The organism is Variovorax sp. W2I14 (assembly GCF_050435205.1).
Taxonomy (GTDB): domain Bacteria; phylum Pseudomonadota; class Gammaproteobacteria; order Burkholderiales; family Burkholderiaceae_C; genus Variovorax; species Variovorax paradoxus_C.
The window spans coordinates 6378250-6400352 of sequence record NZ_JBNDJX010000001.1; the positions used below are offsets into that span (position 1 = coordinate 6378250).

Below are 22103 nucleotides of genomic sequence, written 5' to 3' on the forward strand. Positions count from 1 at the left end.
CCGCTTTTGCATCGTCTGTTCCGTCCACACCGTCGGTCTCGCAGAAAGACAGTCATGGCCCATTCTCACTCCTCTCCGTTCTCTCTCTTCTCCCTGTTTTCGCGCCGCTCGGTGCTGCTGGCCACCGCCTTGTGCGCCGCCGCATCGCCGGCCGCTTTCGCCCAGCAAGATTGGCCGCAGCAGCCCGTCACGCTGATCATGGGCTTTCCCGCCGGCTCGGGCGTCGACGTGGTCGCCCGCACCATCCAGGAGCCGCTGTCCAAACAGCTGGGCCGCCCGGTCATCATCGATTACCGCTCGGGCGCGGCCGGCAACATCGCGAGCGAGTACGTGGCGCATTCGAAGCCCGATGGCTACACGCTCTCGTTCGGCACCGCGGCCACGCATGGCAGCAATGCCGCGCTCTACAAGAAGCTGCCGTTCGACGTGGAGGCCGACTTCGTGCCGGTGGCACCGGTGCTCGATGTCTCGAACGTGCTCACCATCAATTCGAGCGTGATCGACGTGAAGACCTTGAAGGAGTTCGTCGACCTCGTCAAGGCCAACCCCGGCAAGTACAACTACGCGTCCACGGGCAATGGCGCGGGCACGCACATGGCGTTTGCCGAATTCAATTCGCGCCTCGGGCTGAACATGGTGCACGTGCCTTACAAGGGCGGCCCGGAGGCCATCACGTCGGTGGTGCGCGGGGAGACCTGCTGCATCATGAACCAGGTGCAGACGGTGCTGCCGCACTACAAGGCGGGCAAGGTGCGCTTGCTGGGCGTGACCACGGCGACGCCGGTGGCGGCGGTGAAGGAAGTGCCGACCATCGCCTCCAGCGGTGTGCCGGGCACCAAGGGTTTCGACAGTTCGATCTGGTTCGGCATCTTCGCGCCCAAGGGCACGGATGCGCAGATCGTGGACAAGCTCAATGCGGCTGTGAAGGCGGTGCTCGAGCAGCCCGAGATCCGCGAGAAGTTCGAGGCGCAGGGGAACACCATCCGCATCGAGTCGCCTGCGCAGTTCAAGAAGACGGTGCATGAGAACCGTGTGAAGTGGGCTGAGGTGGCGAAGGCTGCGAATATCAGCATCGATTGATGCTTCGTTGGGGGCTTGTTCGCGGCGCGTGCGCAGGCCGCCGGGTACTCCCCTCCGCGAATGTCCCCCGCTTCGCTCCTCCTTTATTTCACTGCGTGGAGCACCCGACGCCCTGCGCACATGGGCACGCTGCGGGTGTGCGGCTGGCGCCAGTGCTCTGACTGCTACTGGACTACAGCGTCTTCGTCAGCGTGGCGATGAAGCGCGCCTTGTTCGGCGAATAGGTCTCGCGGCCGAAGGTGCCGAAGCCGAAGTCCACGCCGGGGGTGCTCACTGCCGTGTACGCGCTCTTCTTGTTCGCGCCCTGCACCGAGCCGGCGAGCGAGAGGCCGTTGCCGAAGTCGTAAGAAGCGCCCACGTTGTAGTCCACGTAGTTCTTGTAGCCAAGGCTGCGGATGTCGCTCGACATGTTCGTGTAGCCGACGGCCGCCTTCAACGTGAGCTTGGGCGCGATCTCCTTGCTGTACGCCAGGTTCAGGTAGCCGGTGTTGGTGCCCTTCAGGCCCGAGCCGGCCTTGTTGCCCGCGTAGCCGAAGTAGTCCTTCGACACCGTGTGCGAGTACTTCAGCGTGAACGAGCCGATCGCCTCGCTGGTGTAGCCGGCGCTGCCGTAGAGCTCGGTCGTGTTGCCCGACGAGTTGCCGGGGTAGACATAGGTGAGCGCGCCCGCGTCCAGGTCGAGCGGGCCGGCCTTGAATTTGTAGCCGCCGTAGAAATCGCTCTCCAGGCTGTTGCCCTTGAGCCAGTTGACGCTCGAATTCCAGTTGCCCACATAGAAGCCGCTCTCGCCGAAGGCGTAGTCCAGGCCGCCCTGGATGGCGGGCTTGAAGCCGCTGGTCTTGGCGTAGTCGTTGCGGCCGAGCATGTCCTGGTCTTGCCCGCGGAACTTGTAGTTGGTGGTGAGCGCGACGTTGCCACTGAGCTGCGCGCTCGCGAGCATCGGCAGGGCGGCGAGGGTAGGGAGAACGAGCATCGGCAGGGCGATGCGGAGAAGGTGTTTCATCGAAAGAAATCGCTAACGGATAGAGGAGCCGGCAGCGTAGGAGGGGGCGTCTAAAAGCCGTGTAAAAAAACAGCGCGCCGGCGCAAAAAGTTTTGGGCCCGGATGTCGATTCGGGCGATCGCCGTTCGACTACTGGCATGAACACCACCACCACCACCACCACCACTACCGAGATCTCCTCCGACCCACGCCGCTGGAAAGCGCTGGCCGTGCTGTGCACCGCCTACTTCATGGTGATCCTCGATTCGCAGATCGTCATCCTGGCGCTGCCCTCCATCGAGCGGGCACTCGGCTTCTCGCCCGGACGCGTGCAGTGGGTGATGAGCGCCTATTTGCTGAGCTTCGGCGGCCTGCTGCTGCTCGGCGGGCGCATGGCCGACTTGCTGGGGCGGCGGCGCCTGTTCATGCTGGGCACGGGCTTGTTCCTGCTGGCTTCGCTGGGCTGCGGGCTGGCCAGTTCGCCGCAGGTGCTGATCGTGGCGCGTGTGCTGCAGGGCGTGGCGGCGGCGGTGATGTCGCCTTCGGCGCTCTCCATCCTCATGACCACGTTCACCGAGGGCGCGGAGCGCAACAAGGCGCTGGGCATCTGGTCGGGCATGGGCGGCGTGGGTGCGACCTCGGCGCTGCTCATCGGCGGGCCGCTGGCCGATTCGCTGGGCTGGCCGTGGATCTTCTACATCAACGTGCCGGTGGCGGGCGCGGTGATGCTGCTTGCGCCCGTGCTGCTGCGCGAGAGCCGCACCGACGAGCGCACGCATCCGCGCCGCTACGACCCGGCCGGCGCGTTCACCATCACGGCGGGGCTGATGCTGCTGGTCTACGCGCTGGTCGAGGCGCCCGCCGTCGGCTGGCTCGGCGGGCAGACGCTGGGCGTGTTCGCCGCGGCCGTGGTGCTGATCGCGCTCTTCGTCTGGATCGAAGCCCGCTCGGCCGCGCCGCTGGTGCCGCTCGCGATCTTCCGTTCGCGCACGCTGGTGGGCGGCAACCTCCTGATGCTCGTGCTCGGCATGACCGCGTGGGGCGTGGGCACGACCGTGTCGCTCTATGCGCAGAAGGTGCTCGGCTACTCGGCGCTGCAGTTCGGGCTCGGCACCGCGGTGCTCACCGTGATGGCCGTGGTCGGCTCGACCTTCGGCCAAGGCTTTGTCACGCGCGTGGGCTCTCGCCGCGTGGCGATGGTCGCGATGCTGCTGCTCGGCATCGCGAGCCTGTTTCTGAGCCGGATCCGGGTAGAGGGCACCTACTTCGGCGACATCTTCTTCGGCCTGTTCATCTTCGGCGCGGGGCTCGGCGCGTGCGCGGTCGCGGCATCGATTGCGGCGCTGATGGGCGTGACCCGCGCCGAGTCGGGTCTTGCGTCGGGTCTCAACACCGCCGCGTTCCAGCTGGGCGGCGCGTTCGGCGCGGCCGTGGTGGCGACGGTGGCCGTGTCGTTCACCGTGGGCAGCACCGTGGCGGCGCTGAACCATGGATACCGCGCGTCGTTCGTGGCCTGTGCGGTGTTCGCGCTGGTCGGGTTGCTCGTGGCGTGGCGCCTGCTGCGGCCGGCGGCGCGGCTCGAGTTCGAGGGCGCCTAGTCTCGCTGGAGCCGATCAGCGGAATCAGCCCGCGCGTCGCGCCGGCATCGTCATCGCGACCACGCCCGCCACGATGCACGCGAGCCCGATCCACGCGGTGGGCGAGAGCGCTTCGCCGAGAAGCACCACGCCGATCGTGACGCCGACGGGCACGCGCAGATACGCCCGCGCGGCGGTGGACATCGGCCCGAGCGTCTTGATCAAGCGGAAGTAGATGGTGAAGGCGAGGGCCGTCGAAACCACGGCCAGCGCCAGCACCGCCATCACCGATGCGGCCGAGGGCGCGAGCGTCCACGGCCTGTCGATCGCGATGCTCGCGGGCAGCAGCATCGCCGCGCCGCTCAGCAGGGAGCCGGCAGCCGGCACCATCGGGTCGAGTCCCTTGAACACGCGCCCGAACATCGCGGCGCAGCCATAGCAGACGGCGGCCGCCACCAACCCGATCTGCGCGCGCAGCGAATGCTCGAGGCCGTGCAGCGCCTCGAAGCCGACGATCAGGCAGATGCCCGCCAGCCCCGCGCCCACGCCGAACAGCCGGCGCAGCGTGGGCCTCTCCGCGCCGCCCATGCCGAGGCCGAGCAGGAAGATGAAGATCGGCGAGGTCGAGTTGAGGATGGTCGCGAGCCCGGCATCGACGCTGCGCTCGGCCCATGCGATGAGCGTGAACGGCAGCACGCTGTTCAGGCCCGCCTGCAGCGCGAAGCGCCGCCACATCGCGGGATCGGCCGGCAGCTTCACGCCGCGCATGCGCAGCACCGCGAGCAGCAGCAGGCCGGCGACGAGCGTGCGCGCCGCGATCAGCGTGATGGGCGGCAGCGTCTGGACGCCGATCTTGATGAAGGTGTACGAGGCGCCCCAGCAGGTCGCGAGCACCGCGAGCAGCATCCATTCGAAGGCAAGGTTGGGGCGCGGCCCGGCGGCTGTATCGAGCGTGGTCGTGTGCATGGTGCGCCGATCATCGCGATCGGGCGGCGCGAACACTTCGGCCTGGAACGAATCGTGTGCGTGCGCTGATGATGACCACGCGCCCGAATCTGGGTACGCTGTCTCACGACCTTCCCGATGCCTTCTCGAAAAAGAACCATGCCCACGCTCCTGATCCGCAACGTTCGCCCGATGGGCGCTTCCCCCGTCGACGTGCTGGTGCGCGACGGCCGTATCGCAGGCATCGGCACCGCGCCGCCCGCGCCCGCCGATGCAACGATCGAAGAGGGCGGCGGCGCCTTGCTGCTCCCCGGCCTCGTCGAAGGCCACACGCACCTCGACAAGACGATGTGGGGCATGGACTGGTACCGCAACGAAGTCGGCACCAATCTCATCGACAAGATCGAGAACGAGCGCGCCTTCCGTCACGCGAGCGGGCACGATGCGGCCGCGCAGTCGCTCGTGCTCGCCAAGGCTTTTCTCGCGCTCGGCACGACGCGGCTTCGCACGCATGTCGATGTCGATACGCAGGCGGGCCTGCGGCATCTCGAAGGCACGCTGCAGACGCGCGAGGCGCTGCGCGATCTGCAGCAGATCCAGATCGTCGCGTTCCCGCAATCGGGCCTGCTGGGCCGCCCCGGCACCGCCGAACTGCTCGACCAGTCGCTCGCACTCGGTGCCGATGTGCTCGGCGGCCTCGACCCCTGCGCCATCGACGGCGACCCGGTGAAATCGCTCGACGTGCTCTTCGGCATTGCAGACAAACACCAGCGTCCCATCGACATTCACCTGCACGAGCCGGGTGCCATGGGCGCGTTCTCGCTCGACCTCATCCTGCAGCGCACCGAGGCTCTGGGCATGCAGGGCAAGGTCGCGGTGAGCCATGGCTTTTGCCTCGGCGATGTGGCCGAACGCGAGCGCGAGACGCTGCTCGCGCGCATGGCGAAGCTCGGCGTGGTGCTCGTCACCAGCGCGCCGCCGTCCCGCAGCGTGCCGCCGCTTCTGGCCTGCCGGCAGGCGGGCGTGACGGTGGTCGGCGGCAACGACGGCATCCGCGACGCGTGGACGCCTTATGGCAACCCCGACATGCTCGAGCGCGCGATGCTCATCGGCCTGCGCTACAACCTGCGCCGCGACGACGAGGTCGAAGTGGCGCTCGACACCGTCACTCATTCGGGCGCGCGCGGCTGCGGCTTCGAGGCCTATGGGCTCGTGCCGGGCAACCGCGCGGACCTGGTGCTGGTCGATGCGCAGACCCTGGCGCATGCGGTGGTGTCGCGGCCGGTGCGAAAGCTGGTGGTGGCGGGTGGGCACATCGTGGCGCGCGATGGCGAGTTGCAGCCCGACGTGGCGGCGTTGTGAACGGCGACGGTGCGAGGTTTGGTCCTCAGGGCACGCGGGGCGGCGGCTGACACGGCGCCCGCGCGAGCGATGCAACCATCGACTCCAATTTCAATTCCTGGAGGAATCCCGATGAACAAGACCCTGATCGCACTCGCCACCTCGCTCACCCTGCTTGCGGCCGGCACGGCCAACGCGCAGATCGGCAAGGCCGCCTCCGAGGCGACCGACGCCGCGCAGCACAAGATCGACGAGAAGCAGGCCGACAGCAAGGCCAAGAAGAGTGGCCCGGTCGGCAAGGCGGTGAACAACGTCAAGTCGGGCTATCACAAGAACCGCTCGAAGAGCTCGGCTGACAAGGCCAAGCAGTCGCTGAAGAACGCGGGTTAAAGCGCCCGCGGCGCGCCGCCGGTAGAGGCGCTCACTACACTGGCTCCCCCATGAGCCACCGCCTCACCTCCTACTTCTGGAACAGCACCGCGCTGCGCAGCCGCAGCGTGAGCGACATCGTGCTGTCGGGCACGGTCGATGTGCCGCAGCCGCCCGCGCGGCTCATGGCCGATTGGGAACGCGACATCGCCGAGACCCTGTTCCTCGAACCCGGCGACGTCGAGCCCTTGCCGTTGGCGCGCGCGCGCATGCGCTGGCCCGACCACAAGCGCTGCGTGCAGGCGATGAGCGAGTGGACGGAGGCGCTTGGCCTGAAGGACGTGCTGGCGTCGAGCGACATCGCCCTCATGGCCTGCCGCGGCGCGCGCTACCACCACGACGGCGAGCAGTACGGCAGCGCTGCTTTCTGCAATCTCTTCGTGAGCGAGGACAAGGGGCTCGACGTGCACTTTCCCGGCACCGGCCATCGCATTCCGCTGGCCAGGGGCACGGTGCTGATGTTCGACACCGCCCAGCCGCATGCGGTGATCCGCCGCGGCGCCAGCGGGTTCGATGCGGAAGACTTCGCAGCGGGGCGCGATTGCAGCCAGCTCTTTCTCACCTGGGAGCTTCCCATCGACAACGCCGATGTGGCGCGCGCGTTGCGCATCGAATTCGACATCGACCCCTCCACCGCATCGCGATTGAATGACGAGCAGGTCTGGCTCGATGGCGCACGGGCCAGCGTGTGCCCCGAGTCCGGCCGCTGGCGCGCGGCCGGCTGAGGGAAGAAGCAGAAACCTCAGCTTAGTTTTAGCCTTGTGTGGCGCGCAGCAGCTCCGCCTTCTGCGCCAGTGCCACCGCCTCGACGATCTGCTCGACCGAGAGCGACCCGGTCAACTCGACCTCGCCTGCAATAACGCTGTCCAGCGCATCTTTTCCCGCACTGCTGGTGAGCCATGCAAACACCGATGTGATCGTTCCGCCGCCGAACTTGGCCTGCAGCGCCTTCGATGCCGCTCGGCTCACTTCGGCAAACGCGGCATGGTCCGCCGCGGACGAGGCCGCGCGCACGACGACGCAGAAGGCTTCGAGCTTGTCGGCTTCGGTGCGCAGGCGCCGGGCCTTGCCTGCGCTCTGCGCAGCGCGCGCCGGAGGCGTGGGTGTGGGTGTGGGTGTGGGTGTCGACGCATCGGCCGGCTGGTCCGTCGGTGAAGGAGGGGTACAAGGTTCGGTCGGCATGGATGCATTCGTTTTCAAGGAGCCCTCGATTGTCCCCGCCCGGCAGCTTGCTTGCTTGCTCGCTCGCCGGCGGCCCGGTTCGATTCACGACGATGTTGTTACTCCCCGCGCCGCGCCCGCATGCATAGAGTTGTCTCTCGGCGCCATTGCAGTGCGCCACGAGGAGCATGCAATGACGCGCACGGCACACGACACGAGCAACGACGAACACGAACACGACAGCGACCTGATGCACAGCGCGCTTGTCGAGCGCGCCCTCGGCATTCATCGCAGCATTGCGGTATGCCACGCGCACATCGCACGCGGCGATGGTGTTCATGCACTCACCGCCGCACTGATGCTTCCTTGCTACCGGGCCGAGTTTCGCAAGCTCGTGCAATCGCTGTCGTTCGCACAAGAGAGTGAACTAAGGACTGCGCTTGAAGCACTGCATGAACCCGCATGACGATGCATGAGAGGGAACCGATATCTTGCGCGGCGTTCGGAATTACGCCGATGGATTGAACGGGATTCCACGTGTAGACGATGCACGGGCCAGAGGCAGAGACTCCGCTTCCCCAACCCGGGGAATTCAATGATTTGAAAGGAGCTGGTCATGGCAGAGCCTGGAAAAAAATTCACCATCCTCTCGTTCGTCGGAGGTGGCATACGCGGACTGATGTCGGTCACGATCCTGCAGAAACTGCAGGAGAAATTCCCCGGCGTCGTGGATGAGACAGATCTGATCGCAGGGTGCTCGACAGGGTCGATCATCACGAGCGAGCTTCTTGCCGGAAAGACTGCGAAGGAGCTCGTCAAATTCTTCAAGACCGGCGAGATCAAGTTCTACGACAAGATGAACACCGACCCGAACACGCCCGCGTACGACATCGACGAAGTCTTCGCCTCGCAGTACGCGCGGCACCTGGACAAGAAAGTCTCCGACCTCGAACGCAAGGTGCTTTTCGTGACCTTCAATGTCGGCGGCCTCGCCACCTCGGCCGACGGCGTCGTGACGCCCACGCCCTGGGGACCGGTCATGTACACGAACATGGCGCCGGGCATGGGCGACGTGCTCATCGCCAAGGCCGCCACCTCCAGCGGTGCGATGCCGGGGCAACTGGGCTCTTATGAAGGCAATGTCGATGGCGCTTTCCTGAACCACGATCCGACAGTGACGGCCATTGCGCTGGCCGTGCAGGCAGGGCACAAGCTGGAGGACATCACGGCCATCACCATCGGCACCGGCCTCATGTACGACTGGATTGCAAGCGACACCCACAGCTGGGGCGCCAACCAGTGGATGCTCGGCGACGGCAACCCGTTCAACAACACGCCGCCGTTCCTCATGAACCAGTCCACGCCCGGGCCGGTCCTGGACATGAGCCTGAACGGAACCTCCTGCAACCTCATGCCGACGCTGGCCAGCTTCCTGCTGGGCGATCGCTACGTCAACCTCAACCCGAGGCTGCCTTTCTTCATTCCGGAGAACACGACGTACCCTGAGGCCATCCAGCTGCTGAATGACAAGGGCTGGGCTGCGGACACCTCCAAGGCGGAGGCATTGATCAGGGCCTACTGGAGGACCAGCATCGTCGTCGACGACCCCATCCTGGGCGGCACCCAGCCCAGCGCCGCGCGCGCCTGAGTGCTGTTTCACTGCATTCCACGAACGTACGTATTCCTCTCAAGGAGCAACGATGTCGACCCTTCAAAAAGATGTTTCGCCAGCGACCCCGACCATGGGCCCGCTGGACCTTGGCCCCTACGTCATCCGGCGGCTGGCCGGAAGCCACAACGTGCTGGACGTGTTCCAGAACAACGCCGCCTCGGGCACACAGGTCATTGCCTATTCGCGCAATTCGCCGAACAGCAACAACCAGCAATGGAAGTTCGTTGCCGCGGGCCGAGACAATCCGGGGTGGTGGTATCTGCAGACACAGATGAGCACCAACTTCGTCATCACGCTCGAGCCGAACATGACGATCGAGCCGAGGCCCTTGGTCATGATGCCGAAGGACCCGCTCCAGACCGACCATCAACTCTGGTGCCTCCAGTCCACCGAGAAACTCGGCTACTGGTACATCCAGAGCAAGTACCGCGCGAGCAATTCGCAGTCGCCCATGGTCATCGGGCTCACCGGCGGCGAGTCCGGGGCGTCAGCGGTGGCCGGCGCGATCAGCTTCATCGAGTTCGAGAAACAGGCATGGGGGTTCGTGCCGATGCTGCCGCTGGGTTGACCTGCGAGGAGGGTGGAGCGGAGAGGGTGCCGGAGTGTTCACGCGCGAAGAAGAAAAGCAAGGCTCAGGGCGCGCGTGAACACCATCCGGTCCGCCAGTACTTCGCTCCCCCTGGGCGGCTAACCATTGCCGTTGCCGCGCCAACTCCCATGAAAGCCGAACGGCACGCGATGCGGCAAACGCGCGATGGCGACAGGCCCGGCGGACACATCGCTCGCATCCAGCACCAGCAGGTCGCTGCGCGCTTCCTGCGCCCGCCACGCCACCACCAGCAACCAGCCGTTGCCTTCCGCCGCATCGGCATGGCGCGGCACGAAGACCGGCTCCGACACCACATCGCCTTCGGGCAGCGTGTACATGCGGCGCTCGCCTGTCTCGAAATCGAAACGGGCCAGGCTGTCGTACAGCACGCTCTCGTCGTCGCCCCGCGCGCGCGATATCGCATGGCAGGTGTAGAAGCCGTAGCGGTTGCGGCGCCCTGCAAAACGCTCGTCGATGCGCGGAAACTCCGCCGCCAGATCGTCGAGGTACTCGCGACCGAACCCGTTGCCTGTACTGGAGAGATCGAAGGTCCACCGGCACAGGCGCGCCGCCATGGCTTCGGGGTCGCCCGGCCGGCCCTCGGCATCGGGCAGGCCCGGCGCGGTTTCCGACTGCATCACGTACGCCACCAGCATGTCGCCGTCCTCCCACGCGTTCATCACATGGAACACATGGCAGGCCTCGGCCTCGAACCAGCGCAGCGTGCCGGTGGTGCTTCCGCGCCGCATCACGCCCACGTGCGTGCGCAGTTGCGCATCCCACGCCAGCAGCGGCTTGCCGCGCATCGCGCGCTCCACGCTGAGCGTGAGCGGCATCACCGGAAACAGCACATGCCCGCGCGTCACCATGAAGTCGTGCGCCATGCTCGCGTACGGCGCGGTGAACGACTGCAGCCCGGTCACTTCGCAGTCGCGGTCCATCGTGCCGTAGAGCATCGTCGGCGAGCCGGGGCCATCGGGCGAATAGGCGAAGAAATGCAGCTCGCCGCTTTCCGGGTCCACCTTCGGATGCGCCGTGCAGCGCGCGGTGATGCGGTCGCCGAAACTCTGGTGTCCCTTCGATGCCAGCGTGCGCGCATCGAGCTCGAAGGGCTGGTGCGACTCCTCCAGCGCGAACAGACGGTCGCCGTGCCACAGCATGCTCGTGTTCGCCGTGCCACCGTTCCGGCCATGCGCCAGCGGATCGCTCGTGGCCGGGTTGCCGAAGGTGCCGAAGAGCGCGCGGCCGGCCTCGTGCTCCAGCTGCCACTTGGGCGTGCGCGCCCAGCGGTTGCTGTACGACACGCGGCCCTCGCCGATGTGGAACGCATGCACCATGCCGTCGCCCGAGAACCAGTGGTAGTTGCCGTCGCGCGGTGCGTACCGCGGGTTCGGTCCCACGCGGTACAGGCTCCCTGAAAGCGCCGTCGGCATGGCGCCTTCGATATCGAGCGCCGCGATGTCGTGTTCCTCGGTGAGTGGCGCGTAGTTGCCGGTGAAGAAATGCGGGTTGGCCTGCGTCGGTGCGTTCAAGTTCTTCTTCTTTCTTTCTTGTGAATCCATTCAAGGGTTCGGGACCATGGCCGTGCCCAGCTGCGCAATCGCCCGCCCGATGTAGCCTGCGAGCGGCGCATCGATGCCCGAGCCGGCGCGCAGTGCCGCGTCGTTGCGGAACGCGTCCTGCAGCTTGATGTGCAACGCCGCATCGCCGCCCGCCTTGGCCAGCGAGAGCGCCTGCCAGCGCAGCGCGAGCGCACGCACGGCCGCGCTGTCCGCAAGGACGCCCTGCAGCATCTGCTGCCGCACCTCGGCAATGAGCGGCGGCCACGCGTCGGTCTGCGCGACGTAGTGCGCGCGCAGCGTCGCCATCTCGCTGTCGCTGCAGTGGGGCGCATAAAGCTGCAGGCGCGCGAAAGCCATGGCGTGCGAGATGAAGCGCATGCCCTCCCTGTCGACGCCGGTCAGCGAATGCAGCGAAGGCTCGTTCCAGTGCATGTCGTAGAGCTTCATCAGGAGGCCCTCGTCGCCACCGGTTTCCGCAAGCAGCATGCCGATCCAGCGTTGGGCCAGTGCCTGCGACTGCGGGCTCTCGGGCGATGCGCCCGAGGCGATCAGCTCGTGCAACAGGGCCGTGAGCTCCGCGCGCTCGGGCGCCACCGCTTCGGCCTGGCCGTTGCGCTGCGAAGCCAGCGTGCGCAGTTCGTCGTCGCTGAAGTACTTCGCGCCCGCCACCATGCTTTCGAGCGCGACCAGCCAGTCGTCGATGGCCGGCTCCTCGCTCGCCTGCAACTGGCCTTGCATCGCCAGCAGGTGCGTGCGCAGCGCCGAGGCCTGCCGGATCTCGCGGTCGAGCTGCGCGACCTGCCGCTCGACGATGCCGGCCAGGCCGCCCGCGTCGTTGTCCACCAGCAGCGCGCCGATCTCGGCCAGCGACAGATCGAGGCGCCGCAGTGCCTGGATGCGGTAGAGCCGCGCCACGTCCTTGCGGTCGTAGAGGCGATAGCCGCCGCTGGAGCGCTTGGACGGCACCAGGAGGCCGATGTCGCCGTAGTGCCGCAGTGCGCGCACCGTCAGGCCCGCGCGCCGGGCGAGTTCGCCGATCTTCAGAAACATGCCTTGCGTGCCTTCTCTCTGTCTTCAAGTGAAGGGCATCCTAGACCGTGCCGTAGCGAGAGGGTCAAGCAACTTTCTGAAAAAACCGGCGCGTTGCGCCGCCTTCAGACGGACAAGGTCTATCGGGCAGGCGCGACCTGCGCGCCCTCGATGCCATGCCGCGCCATCGCATCGGCCACGAACCCCGTCGCCTTCATTTCTTCCACGAAGTCGCTGAGGAAATTCGCAGCCTCCACGCCCCGGCTGCGCGGCAACCCCATCGCCTGCTGAATCACCATGAAGCGCCCCGGCAAGAGCCGCAGCCCCGGCAGCCGCGCCGCATCCGCGGCCAGTTGCTGGCGCACGCCCGCGGCCACCTCGACATCTTGTGCGATGAACTCGTCGACCACCGTCGGTGATGTGTTCGCACGCACGATGGTCGCGTGCCGCAGCTCGCGGCTCAGGAACAGGTCGTAGGCGCTGCCCTTGCCGACCATGATGCGCACGCCCTCGGCATCGACCTCTTCATTGGCCCGCATGGCCGAGCCGTCGCGCACGAGATACGCCCCTTCGATCAGGATGTACGGCGCCGTGAACAGCAGGCCTTCGCCGCGCAGCGGATCGACCGCGAAGAAGCCCACGTCGGCCTCTTCTCCGGTCACGGCTGCGACCGACTTGCCCGCCGCGTCGAACACCACAGGCTGCAGTTCGGCGCCGAGCCGCCGCGCCAGCTCGTTCGCCAGATCGACCGAAACGCCCCGCGCCTGCTTGTTGTCGGCATCCCAGTTCGCAAGGATCGGATTACCCAGATTGATCGATGCGCGCAGCACGCCCGTGGGCATGAGCGCGGAGCGGATGGCGTTGTCGATGGTCGTCATCGCCGTGCTCATGCCTTGGCCGCGTGTTGTTCGAGCAATGCGAGCACGGCCGGGTCCAGCGCGAGCCCATCGCGACGATGGCGCGCGAGGTTGTCCAGCTCGATCTCGCCGGGCACCAGCACCGGGCGCGTCGCATCGGCCGGCGGGCTGTCGTGCAGGATCGCCGCGAAGTCGTTTATGCGCTCGGCCAGCCACGCGGTGGAACCGAGGTGCCGCGTGTCGATGAGGATGAAGAAATGCCCCAGGTTCTGCGGCTCGTCCGGCGCATCGACCCACGACTTCACATGCGTGAGGTAGGCCGCGCCCGAGAGCAGCCCCGCGAACATGTCCACGATCAGCGCGAGGCCGTAGCCCTTGTGCCCGCCGATGGGGAGCAGAAAGCCGTCGAGCGCCGCGGCCGGGTCCGTCGTCGCGCGGCCTGTCTTGTCGGTGGCCCAGGTGTCAGGGATCGCCTCGCCGCGCTTGAGCGCGTTGCGGATCTTCGCGCGGGCCACCACGCTGATGGCCATGTCCAGCAAGAACGGCCGGCCGCCCGGGTTCGGCACCCCGAAGCCGACCGGGCTGTTGCCCAGGCGCGCATCGCTGCCGCCCCATGGCGCGATCGTCGTCGTGGCATTGCTGCCGATGATGCTCGCGAAGCCCGCCTCCGCCGCGATGAGCGAGTAGGGCGAGACCGGCCCGAAATGGTTGCTGCCCCGCGCGAAGGCCACGCCCACGCCCGTCTGCTTTGCCGTGGCCATGGCCGCTTCGAGTGCGCGCATGCCCACGAGCGGCCCCACGCCGTTGTCGCCATCGACGCGCACCAGCGCCGGCGCCACCTGCTCGACCGTGATGCGCGGCCGCGCCTTGATGCCCTTCACCTCCAGCCGTTCGCCATACGACTCGATGCGGCTCAAGCCATGGGTGGAAAGGCCGAAGAGGTCGGCCGTGACGAGGATGCGCGCCACGTCGCGCGCATCGTTCTGCTCGAGGCCCAGGCCGGTGAAGGCCTTGGTGCCGAGGGCCATCAGCTCGGCTTCGCTGAACGTGGCGGTTTTTTCTGCGGTGATGCTGTTCATGTTGTCGTTGCGTTGATATTGATCAGGAGTGAAGTCACTCGGCCTTCAGGCCGGCCTTGCGCACCACGGTGCTCCACCGCTCGCGCTCGGTCTTGATGAACTTCGCGAACTCCGCGGGGCTCATCGGCGAGGCGGTGCTGCCTTCTTCTTCGAGGCGCGCACGCACCGCGGGCACGTTCAGCGCCTTCACCGCCGCGTCGTGCAGCCGCGCGACGACGTCGGGCGGCGTGTGAGCCGGCGCGAGGATGCCGAACCACTGCGAGCTGTCGAAGCCCGGATAGCCGAGCTCCGCCACCGTCGGCACATTCGGCAGCGCCGACAGACGCTGCGGCGAACCGCTCGCGATGATCTTCAGCTTGCCCGCCTTCGCCTGCGCAACGAACCCCGGCGGCCCCGCGGAAGCCGCATCGGTGTTGCCCGCCAACAGGTCGTTCAGTTGCGCGCCGGTGCCCTTGTAGGGCACGTGCGTCACGTCGATGCCCGTCGTCACCTTCAGCATCTCGAACGCAAGATGACCCGCGCTGCCGTTGCCCGCCGAGCCGTAGTTCAGCTTGCCGGGCTGCGCCTTGGCCAGCGCGACGAATTCGGCCAGCGTCTGCGCCGGCACCTTGGCCCCGACCGCGAACACCATCGGCACCTTGGCCAGCAGCACGACCGGCGAGAAGTCTTCGTCGCGATAGGGCAGCTTGGCGAACATCGCCGGGTTGACCGCCAGCGTGCCCACGTGCCCCAGCACCACGTTGTAGCCATCGGGCGCGGCGCGCGCGACCTCTTGCATCGCGATGATTCCCGACGCGCCCGCCTTGTTGTCGATGACCACGGCCTGCCCGAGCGTCTTGCCCATTTCATTGGCAAGCAGCCGCGCGATCACGTCCGAGCTGCCGCCGGGGCCATACGGCACGACAAGGCGCACCGGCCGTTCGGGCCACGCGGCATGCGCCAGCGGCGCGGCAACGGCAGCCACGGCGATGGACGCCAGCCCGACCACGCGACGCGCGATGGGCGAAAGAAGAAAAAACGGGCGCCGATGGCGATGGCCCGCGCGGGTCGAAATACGCATTCATGTCTCCTTGTCGTTCATGCAGCGCGACGTTGTTTGCGTCTGCTGCTGCGGTTCAAGGCTGAATGATCGTGACGACCGCTCCCGGTGTAAATTGCAAATATTCGCTCTACTCTTGCAGCCAACGCATGAATTTCGACCTCGCGGACCTCCGCGCTTTTCTGTCGGTGGCCGACTTCGCGAGCTTTCGCGCGGCCTCCGACAGCCTGCACCTGTCGCAGTCGGCGCTGTCCCGCCGCATCGACAAACTTGAAGCGGCGCTGGGCGTGAAGCTCTTCAGCCGCACCACGCGCAAGGTCGAGCTCACGACAGTCGGGCGCGCCTTCGTGCCCAAGGCGCGCAACGTGATGCGCGAGCTCGAAGACGCGCTCGTCGGCATCAAGGACACGACCGAGCGCATCTCGGGCCAGGTGACCATCGCCTGCGTACCATCGGCGGTCGGCTACTTTTTGCCGGTGGCCATCAAGCGCTTTCACACCGCGTATCCGCGCGTGCGCATTCGCCTCATCGACGAGTCGTCCGCCGAAATCCTCGTGGCCGTTGCGAGGGGCGATGCCGACTTCGGCCTCACCTACATCGGCACGCAGGAGTCGGACATCGACTTCGAGCCGCTGCTCGAAGAGCGCTTCGTCGTCGCATGCCCCGCAGGCCATCTGCTCGCGAAGCAAAAGCGCGTGACCTGGGCCGAGTTGTCGGCGCACGAGTACGTCACCATCGCGCAGGGCAGCGGCAACCGCTTTCTCATCGACCAGGCGTTGAGCCACGTGGAGAACAAGCCCCAGTGGATCTGCGAAGTGCGGCATGTGCCGGCGCTCGTGAGCCTTGTCGAAGCGGGCCTCGGCCTCGGCGTGGTTCCGCGCCTGGCGATGCCGCCCAAGGGGCATTCGGGGCTCATCAGCATTCCGCTCGAAGACCCGAAGGTCACCCGCGTGATCGGCCTCATCAAGCGGCGCGGCCGCGAGCTGATGCCGGCTGCCCGGCTCTTTCACGACATGCTGCTGGAGGCGCGTCACGACAAGCCCGCGGCGACGCTGCCCGCGCGCAAGAAAACCGCCAGTCGCTGAAGTGCCACCCCGCCCCCGACGCACCTACTTAAAATCCGCCCATGAAAAGCCCCCGGGACGCGCCACGCATCCTGCAGCCCGTCGTGGAGCTGCGGGGCGAGGGCGCTACCTTTGCCTATTCGGTGCGGGCGCCGCGCTCGAAGGGCGTGATTCCCCCGAGTTCCTATAAGGACGGCGGCTTTCCCACCCTCGCAGACTGCTTGAGCGATGTGGCACGGGCACTGGGTGGCGACTTCAAGCGCATCTACGTGCGCCTCGACGGCCACTGCGTCGGCGAGCGCGACATCGTGGAACTGCACGCGGACCCCGAGCAGGTCGCGACCGAATTGAAGACCGAGTGCGATGCGCTGAGCGCGCTGCACATCAAGCCTGCCGCCATCTCCGCGTCAAAGCGTCTGGAAACTGTTCCCTCTCCCTTGGGGGGAGAGGGCTAGGGTGAGGGCCAGCGGCGCTCGCGCAGGCACCGCACACTCACCGCACACTCACCGCACACTCACCGCACTCTCACCGCTTCTTGCCCGCGCTGCCGGCCCTCACCCCAACCCTCTCCCCGAGGGGAGAGGGAGCAAGGCAGCACAGTCCGCGCGATGGCATCGCAACCCAGTCGATCGCTCAGTCCCAAGCCGGCGACAGCCCAGCCGGATCGGTCAACCGCTCGCCACGGTCCAACGCCGCCATCTGCGCCATCTCCGCATCCGTCAGCGTCAACTGCCGCGCCTTCAGATTGCCTTCGAGGTTCGCGCGCTTCGTGGACGACGGAATCACCGCATAGCCCAACTGCATCGCCCACGCCAGCGTGACCTGCGCGGTCGTCGCGTCGTGCGCCTTGGCAATCGCCTCGATCACCGGATCGGCAATCACCTTGCCGTACGCCAGCGTCATGTACGAGGTGATGTGGATGCCTTGGCTCTTCGCGAACTCCGCCACCTTGCGGTTCTGCAGGTACGGGTGCAGCTCGATCTGGTTGGTGGCGATGTTCTCGGCGCCCACGGCCGCGATCGCTTCCTTCATCAGCGCGATGTTGAAGTTCGACACGCCGATGCGCTTCGTGAGCCCCGCGGCCTTCGCCTCGGCCAGCGCGCCCATGAACTCGGCGACAGAAACCGCGTTGCCGGGCGAGGGCCAGTGGATCAGCGTCAGGTCGACGTGATCGGTGCGCAGCTTGGCGAGGCTGTCTTTCAGGCTGGGCACCAGCTTGGCCTTGGCGTAGTTGTCGGTCCAGATCTTGGTGGTGATGAAGAGGTCATCACGCGCCACGCCGCTTTCGGCAATCGCCTGGCCCACCTCGGCTTCGTTGCCGTAGATCTGCGCGGTGTCGATGGCGCGGTAGCCCACGTCCAGGCCGTTCTTCACCGAGTCGATGACCACCTGGCCCTTCAGGCGGAAGGTGCCGAGGCCGAAGGCGGGGATGGTTGAGTTGTTCGTCGTTTTCATGGTTGGTCCTTAAAGGTGTGAGGGATCAATTCGAGGAATGCCGCGGAACCGGCTTTGCCGGGCCGCTGGCGTTGCCCCCTGCAAGGGGGTTGGCGGAGCGACACGAAGTGCGCGAAGACTGGGGGTTAGCGTCAAGCCATCCGCTCCACTGCGTGAGAGCGAGAGAGACCAGCACCACCAGCGCGCCGATCCATGGCGTGTGCATCAACCCGAGGTGCGTCACGATCAGGCCGCCGGCCCAGGCTGCGAGGGCAATGCCCAGGTTGAAGGCCGCGATGTTCAGGCCCGAGGCCACATCGACTGCTTGCGGCGTGAAGCGCTCGGCTTGCTTCACCACATACACCTGCAGCCCCGGCACGTTGCCGAACGCGACCGCGCCCCACATCAGCACCGCCACCAGCGCCAGCCACTTGTGCGGCGCCGCGAAGTTGAAGACCAGCAGCACGGCGGCCAGCAGCGCGAAGATGATCTTGAGCGCCGGAATCGGCCCCAGGCGGTCGGCCAGCTTGCCGCCCCAGATGTTGCCCACCGCCACCGAGATGCCGTAGACCAGCATCACCCAGCCCACCGCGCCGGCGCTGAAGCCCGACACGTCGGTGAGGATCGGCGCTAGAAACGTGAACGGAATGAACGAGCCGCCGTAGCCGATGGCCGTCTTGGCATACACCAGCAGCAATCGCGGCTCGGCCAGCACTTTTGCCTGCTGCGCCAGCGAGGCCGGCGCCGTGTGGCGGATGTTGTTGGGCACGAAGATCCAACTGCCGATGAAGGCGACCACGCCCAGCGCGGACACGGCCAGGAAGGTCTCGCGCCAGCCGAAGTGCTGCCCGATGAACGTGCCCAGCGGCACGCCCGTGACCAGCGCCACCGTGAGCCCGGTGAACATGATCGCGATGGCGCTCGCCGCCTTTTCCTTGGGCACCAGGCCCGTGGCGATGGTCGAGCCGATCGAGAAGAACACCCCGTGCGCGAGGCCCGTGAGGATGCGCGCGGCCACCAGCGATTCATAACTCGGTGCCTGCCACGCCAGCAGATTGCCGAGCGTGAACAGCGCCATGAGCCCGAGCAGCAGCGCCTTGCGCGGCAGCTTGCCCGTGAGGGCGGTGAGCACCGGCGCGCCGATGGCGACGCCCAGCGCGTAGAGGCTGACCAGCAAGCCGGCCGAGGGCAGGCTGATGGCGAGGTCAGCAGCGACCGTGGGGATAAGGCCAACGATGACGAACTCGGTCGTCCCGATGGCGAAGGCGCTGAGGGTCAGCGCGAGTAGGGCAATTGGCATGAGGCACTCCTGGATGGGTTAGGAGGAGTGTCTTGGGGATACCTTTGCGGATAAATCGGGATTGGGGCAGAAGATAGTTGACTGGAAAGCAAGTATTTTTTTGCCAAGCACCCGGAGAGAAACAGTTCAAGGTTTTGCGAGGTATCAACTTCCTTCTCATTCGCGCGAGAAAATGCTTGTTAGAAATACTGAATAAGTGCCTACATTATTTTTTCCTGAGCACAACTGGAAAAACCCTTGAATTCGAACTCTCTGAATCCCAGCCGCGGACGAAACGGCGCTGTCGGTGCTGAAAAAATAGCCCCAGTCGCGCTTGGTTGTATTAAAGTGATACGGGTCTGATTTTCACAATCAACAACTTACTACTCTGAGCGTCAATTAGCTATGGATAACATTATTCTCACGGGCATGCTCAAGGACTTTGTTCAGAAGCATGATTTGTCCTTGGATGCAACAGATCGGCAATTTGAAAAATTTGCCAACTATTGTTTGATGAGGACGGATCACTATGATTCTTTTGAATTTGAAAAAGTCAGTACGGGTGATTGTATTGGTGTCGATGGTGTGGCGGTTTCAATAGGTGGGGTGATCGTTAATGAATTGGATGACGCACAGATATTCACCAAGGGACAGTTTGATGCCAAGTTTATTTTTGCGCAGGCAAAAACGTCATCAAAATTCGATCTCGGAGATTTCCTGAAATTCGTAACCACCGTAAAGGTGTTTTTTGGAAGAGACGTCGCAGCTATACCTGCAGAACTTCAAAAGGCATTCAAAATAAAGAGTTTAGTCTATGAGCGGGCTGCCAAACTCAGGCAGGCACCCACGGTGGAGCTCTCATACGTGTACTCGGGGCGCTTTCAGTTGGAAGGCTCTCAAATAGAAAAGCAAATAGAAAACGAAATTCAAGCGATTCGCGCCATGCCATATCTCTTTTCGGATGTCACATGGCACATCCATGATGGAGATGCAATCGCGAGACTGTACCGAGAGACCCAAAATGATATCCAAAAAGATATTCCTTTTCAAAGGCACGTCGCGTTGCCTCATATTCGAGGTGCGAGAGCGGCCTATCTCGGAGTCGCAAGTTGTCAAGACTACGTACGAATTATTCAAAAAGAAAACGGAGAGCTTAACAAGGGGCTCTTCTTTGAAAACGTAAGAGATTTCCTCGGCGACGAAAATTCGGTAAATCAAGAGATTGCAAAAACCATTAATGATCATGAGGAGCGAGATCGCTTTGCGCTTCTTAATAATGGCGTAACGATTGTGGCAAGGAGTGTTACGCCATCGGGTGATACGTTCAAGCTTTCTCAATTCCAAGTGGTTAATGGTTGTCAGACTAGTCATATGCTCTTTAATAATAAAGATGCCATTACTGATGATATGTATGTCACCGTAAAGCTGATTGAGACATCGGATGTCGATTTGAGCGGGAAAATAATTGCTACAACAAACAGTCAGTCTCATGTAAACAAGGAGGCCTTTGCGACAATTCGCCCATACCATCGTAGTTTGGAAGATTTTTTCAATGCTATGAGGAGTACCAATTATGAGTACTACTATGAACGTCGACCTCACCAGTATGACGATCGCGATGATATTCGTCAGTCAAGAATTGCTTCCGCGCCCTCTTTGATTCAAGCGTTTGTATCAGTCGTGCTTGAGGAGCCCCACAAGATTCACTATTACTACGGACGATTGCTTATTGAATACAATCAAAATAGGAATAGTGAGTTGTTTGCGGAAGATGATTATCCAGGCCTTTATTTTGCTGCTTATCACATAGTTTCAAGAACCAGGTTGGCTATTGGAAAAAACAGAGAGATGAAGGACTGGCTCTTTCATTTGGCACTTTTGATTAAAAGGCAAATTTCACCAGAACTTCAAAAGGGCTCAGCCTTAACGGATAAGAAATTTTTGGAAATTCTGAAGAAGATCGATGCTGAATTTGATGCGGCATATATCGTTGCTGCAAAGGTCGTAGAGCATTTGCGGCTTCTTTCCGATGAAAATAGAGCTCCAAAAATTACAGAACAATTGCTTGAGGAGCTTTATCGTGCTTTGAAAAACGCAAAGCAGGAGCAGAAAATATTAGTGCTCGATGGGGAGAGGTCTTCGGAGAAATTGTTGTTGGTCGACGGTCACTACATAGGTCAAATCGATGCTATTGATGCCGTGAATCGTCGCGTGATGCTGAGATATGGGCCATATCAAGTCGACGCATCGGCAAATCTGGATTCCGACACGTGGCTAAGACTTGGCGGACGCGTGCCGTTCAAGGTGGAGGACGGCATGGCGAATTTGATAAGACCTGAGTGAATAGCGGGTATTAGGAGCGGTCGCGAGTCAATGGCGTAGATATACTGCTCTGTCGCGAAAAAAACGCGATCGGGTTTGGAAGCCCGCTAAAACCCCTGCGACGAAAGCCGCAGGACCCGCACATGGTCTGCGGCTTTTCGTTCGCGCTGCTTTTTTAGGCGGCTCGGACGGGAGGGCGCGAGCCCTGCCGGTTTCCTTCAGGGGTTTTCCGGTCTTCCAACCTGTTCGAGCCGCCGCCACCGTTTGGAAGCGGGTGCGGCGGTTGTGGCAAATCAAAAATCCCTGGGAGGCCGCACATGGCTGAATCCGCATCCACATCCGCGCAATCAAGCGCTGGTTCCACATCCCCCACCCTCGACACCCTCGCAATCCAAACCTGCGACGACGCCGAAAACCTCAACGAGATCCTTCGCGCCTACACCGCGTTCGAAAAGCTCATCGAAACCGGCGCCCCGAACGACAGCGAAGTGCTCGCCCCGACCCGCAGCGAACTGGGCGCCTTGCTCGGCCTGCTCAACGAAGCGCTCGTGGCGCGCATCGACGCCGTCAACGCGGCCGCTGGCGACATGCGCCGGGCGCTGATGGCGCTGCAAGGCAGCCTGCCCGCGGCGTCCTGATCGTCCAGGGCAGGCAGGGCTGAT

The 22103-nt window shown here is 64.3% G+C and carries 22 protein-coding genes; 12 read left to right on the forward strand and 10 right to left on the reverse strand.

Annotation, left to right across the window (positions count from 1 at the left end):
• Positions 1-54: 54 nt before the first annotated feature.
• Positions 55-1080, forward strand: coding sequence for a Bug family tripartite tricarboxylate transporter substrate binding protein (locus tag QF040_RS29780; RefSeq protein WP_307603065.1), 1026 nt, complete (start codon positions 55-57; stop codon positions 1078-1080).
• A gap of 172 nt (positions 1081-1252) precedes the next feature.
• Here QF040_RS29780 and QF040_RS29785 read toward each other — a convergent pair whose 3' ends face one another.
• On the reverse strand, positions 1253-2083 hold the full coding sequence (locus QF040_RS29785; RefSeq protein ID WP_429613953.1) for a TorF family putative porin: 831 nt from the start codon (positions 2081-2083) through the stop codon (positions 1253-1255).
• 137 nt (positions 2084-2220) lie between these two features.
• Between QF040_RS29785 and QF040_RS29790 the strand changes: the two genes are divergently transcribed.
• The gene (locus tag QF040_RS29790) at positions 2221-3660 is read left to right on the forward strand and encodes an MFS transporter (RefSeq protein ID WP_429613954.1); all 1440 of its coding nucleotides are present in this window, start codon (positions 2221-2223) and stop codon (positions 3658-3660) included.
• A 24-nt stretch (positions 3661-3684) separates the two neighbouring features.
• Here the strand turns inward: QF040_RS29790 and QF040_RS29795 are convergent, their stop codons facing one another.
• Positions 3685-4605, reverse strand: a complete 921-nt coding sequence (locus tag QF040_RS29795; RefSeq protein WP_429613955.1) for a DMT family transporter — start codon at positions 4603-4605, stop codon at positions 3685-3687.
• Between the two features lie 138 nt (positions 4606-4743).
• On the opposite strand from QF040_RS29795, the gene QF040_RS29800 reads away from it, so the two are divergent.
• The 3 genes from QF040_RS29800 to QF040_RS29810 all read left to right on the forward strand — a co-directional run bounded on the left by QF040_RS29800 (position 4744) and on the right by QF040_RS29810 (position 7079).
• A complete protein-coding gene (locus QF040_RS29800; protein WP_429613956.1) occupies positions 4744-5946 on the forward strand; it encodes an amidohydrolase family protein in 1203 nt (400 codons plus the stop codon).
• Between the two features lie 111 nt (positions 5947-6057).
• Positions 6058-6315: a hypothetical protein gene (locus tag QF040_RS29805; protein WP_013539384.1), complete on the forward strand. Its 258-nt coding sequence runs from the start codon at positions 6058-6060 to the stop codon at positions 6313-6315.
• Between the two features lie 50 nt (positions 6316-6365).
• Positions 6366-7079, forward strand: a complete 714-nt coding sequence (locus tag QF040_RS29810; protein ID WP_429613957.1) for a hypothetical protein — start codon at positions 6366-6368, stop codon at positions 7077-7079.
• Between the two features lie 28 nt (positions 7080-7107).
• Here the strand turns inward: QF040_RS29810 and QF040_RS29815 are convergent, their stop codons facing one another.
• Entirely contained in the window at positions 7108-7536 is a 429-nt protein-coding gene (locus QF040_RS29815) for a hypothetical protein (RefSeq protein WP_429613958.1), read from the reverse strand.
• Between QF040_RS29815 and QF040_RS29820 the strand changes: the two genes are divergently transcribed.
• The 3 genes from QF040_RS29820 (at position 7535) to QF040_RS29830 (ending at position 9755) form a co-directional block, all read left to right on the forward strand.
• Positions 7535-7981: a hypothetical protein gene (locus QF040_RS29820; protein WP_429613959.1), complete on the forward strand. Its 447-nt coding sequence runs from the start codon at positions 7535-7537 to the stop codon at positions 7979-7981. The genes QF040_RS29815 and QF040_RS29820 overlap by 2 nt on opposite strands.
• Positions 7982-8131: 150 nt before the next feature.
• Positions 8132-9163 carry a patatin-like phospholipase family protein gene (locus tag QF040_RS29825; protein ID WP_429613960.1) on the forward strand — a complete coding sequence of 344 codons (1032 nt, stop codon included), beginning with the start codon at positions 8132-8134 and terminating at the stop codon, positions 9161-9163.
• 52 nt (positions 9164-9215) lie between these two features.
• Positions 9216-9755 carry an RICIN domain-containing protein gene (locus QF040_RS29830; protein ID WP_429613961.1) on the forward strand — a complete coding sequence of 180 codons (540 nt, stop codon included), beginning with the start codon at positions 9216-9218 and terminating at the stop codon, positions 9753-9755.
• Positions 9756-9874: 119 nt separating this feature from the next.
• On the opposite strand, the gene QF040_RS29835 is transcribed toward QF040_RS29830, so the two are convergent.
• From QF040_RS29835 to QF040_RS29855, 5 genes are all read right to left on the reverse strand, one after another.
• Complete coding sequence (locus QF040_RS29835) at positions 9875-11308, reverse strand: carotenoid oxygenase family protein (protein ID WP_429613962.1); 1434 nt, start codon at positions 11306-11308, stop codon at positions 9875-9877.
• A gap of 30 nt (positions 11309-11338) precedes the next feature.
• Complete coding sequence (locus QF040_RS29840) at positions 11339-12388, reverse strand: MerR family transcriptional regulator (RefSeq protein ID WP_429613963.1); 1050 nt, start codon at positions 12386-12388, stop codon at positions 11339-11341.
• Between the two features lie 119 nt (positions 12389-12507).
• Positions 12508-13257: an ABC transporter substrate-binding protein gene (locus tag QF040_RS29845; RefSeq protein ID WP_429613964.1), complete on the reverse strand. Its 750-nt coding sequence runs from the start codon at positions 13255-13257 to the stop codon at positions 12508-12510.
• Positions 13254-14303, reverse strand: coding sequence for an Ldh family oxidoreductase (locus QF040_RS29850; protein WP_429613965.1), 1050 nt, complete (start codon positions 14301-14303; stop codon positions 13254-13256). Before QF040_RS29850 ends, QF040_RS29845 begins: the two co-directional genes overlap by 4 nt.
• Before the next feature lie 34 nt (positions 14304-14337).
• Positions 14338-15363, reverse strand: a complete 1026-nt coding sequence (locus QF040_RS29855; protein ID WP_429613966.1) for a Bug family tripartite tricarboxylate transporter substrate binding protein — start codon at positions 15361-15363, stop codon at positions 14338-14340.
• Between the two features lie 128 nt (positions 15364-15491).
• On the opposite strand from QF040_RS29855, the gene QF040_RS29860 reads away from it, so the two are divergent.
• Both QF040_RS29860 and QF040_RS29865 read left to right on the forward strand, forming a co-directional pair.
• On the forward strand, positions 15492-16427 hold the full coding sequence (locus QF040_RS29860; RefSeq protein WP_429613967.1) for a LysR family transcriptional regulator: 936 nt from the start codon (positions 15492-15494) through the stop codon (positions 16425-16427).
• A gap of 41 nt (positions 16428-16468) precedes the next feature.
• Positions 16469-16861: a hypothetical protein gene (locus QF040_RS29865; RefSeq protein WP_429613968.1), complete on the forward strand. Its 393-nt coding sequence runs from the start codon at positions 16469-16471 to the stop codon at positions 16859-16861.
• Positions 16862-17039: 178 nt separating this feature from the next.
• On the opposite strand, the gene dkgB is transcribed toward QF040_RS29865, so the two are convergent.
• Entirely contained in the window at positions 17040-17861 is an 822-nt protein-coding gene (gene dkgB, locus QF040_RS29870) for a 2,5-didehydrogluconate reductase DkgB (protein ID WP_429613969.1), read from the reverse strand.
• Positions 17862-17886: 25 nt separating this feature from the next.
• Positions 17887-19140 (reverse strand): MFS transporter, encoded by a 1254-nt coding sequence (locus QF040_RS29875; protein ID WP_429613970.1) that lies wholly within the window; start codon positions 19138-19140, stop codon positions 17887-17889.
• A gap of 408 nt (positions 19141-19548) precedes the next feature.
• On the opposite strand from QF040_RS29875, the gene QF040_RS29880 reads away from it, so the two are divergent.
• Together QF040_RS29880 and QF040_RS29885 are read left to right on the forward strand one after the other, a co-directional pair.
• Entirely contained in the window at positions 19549-21462 is a 1914-nt protein-coding gene (locus QF040_RS29880) for an AIPR family protein (RefSeq protein ID WP_429613971.1), read from the forward strand.
• Between the two features lie 296 nt (positions 21463-21758).
• On the forward strand, positions 21759-22079 hold the full coding sequence (locus tag QF040_RS29885) for a hypothetical protein (protein ID WP_429613972.1): 321 nt from the start codon (positions 21759-21761) through the stop codon (positions 22077-22079).
• Positions 22080-22103 lie beyond the last annotated feature (24 nt).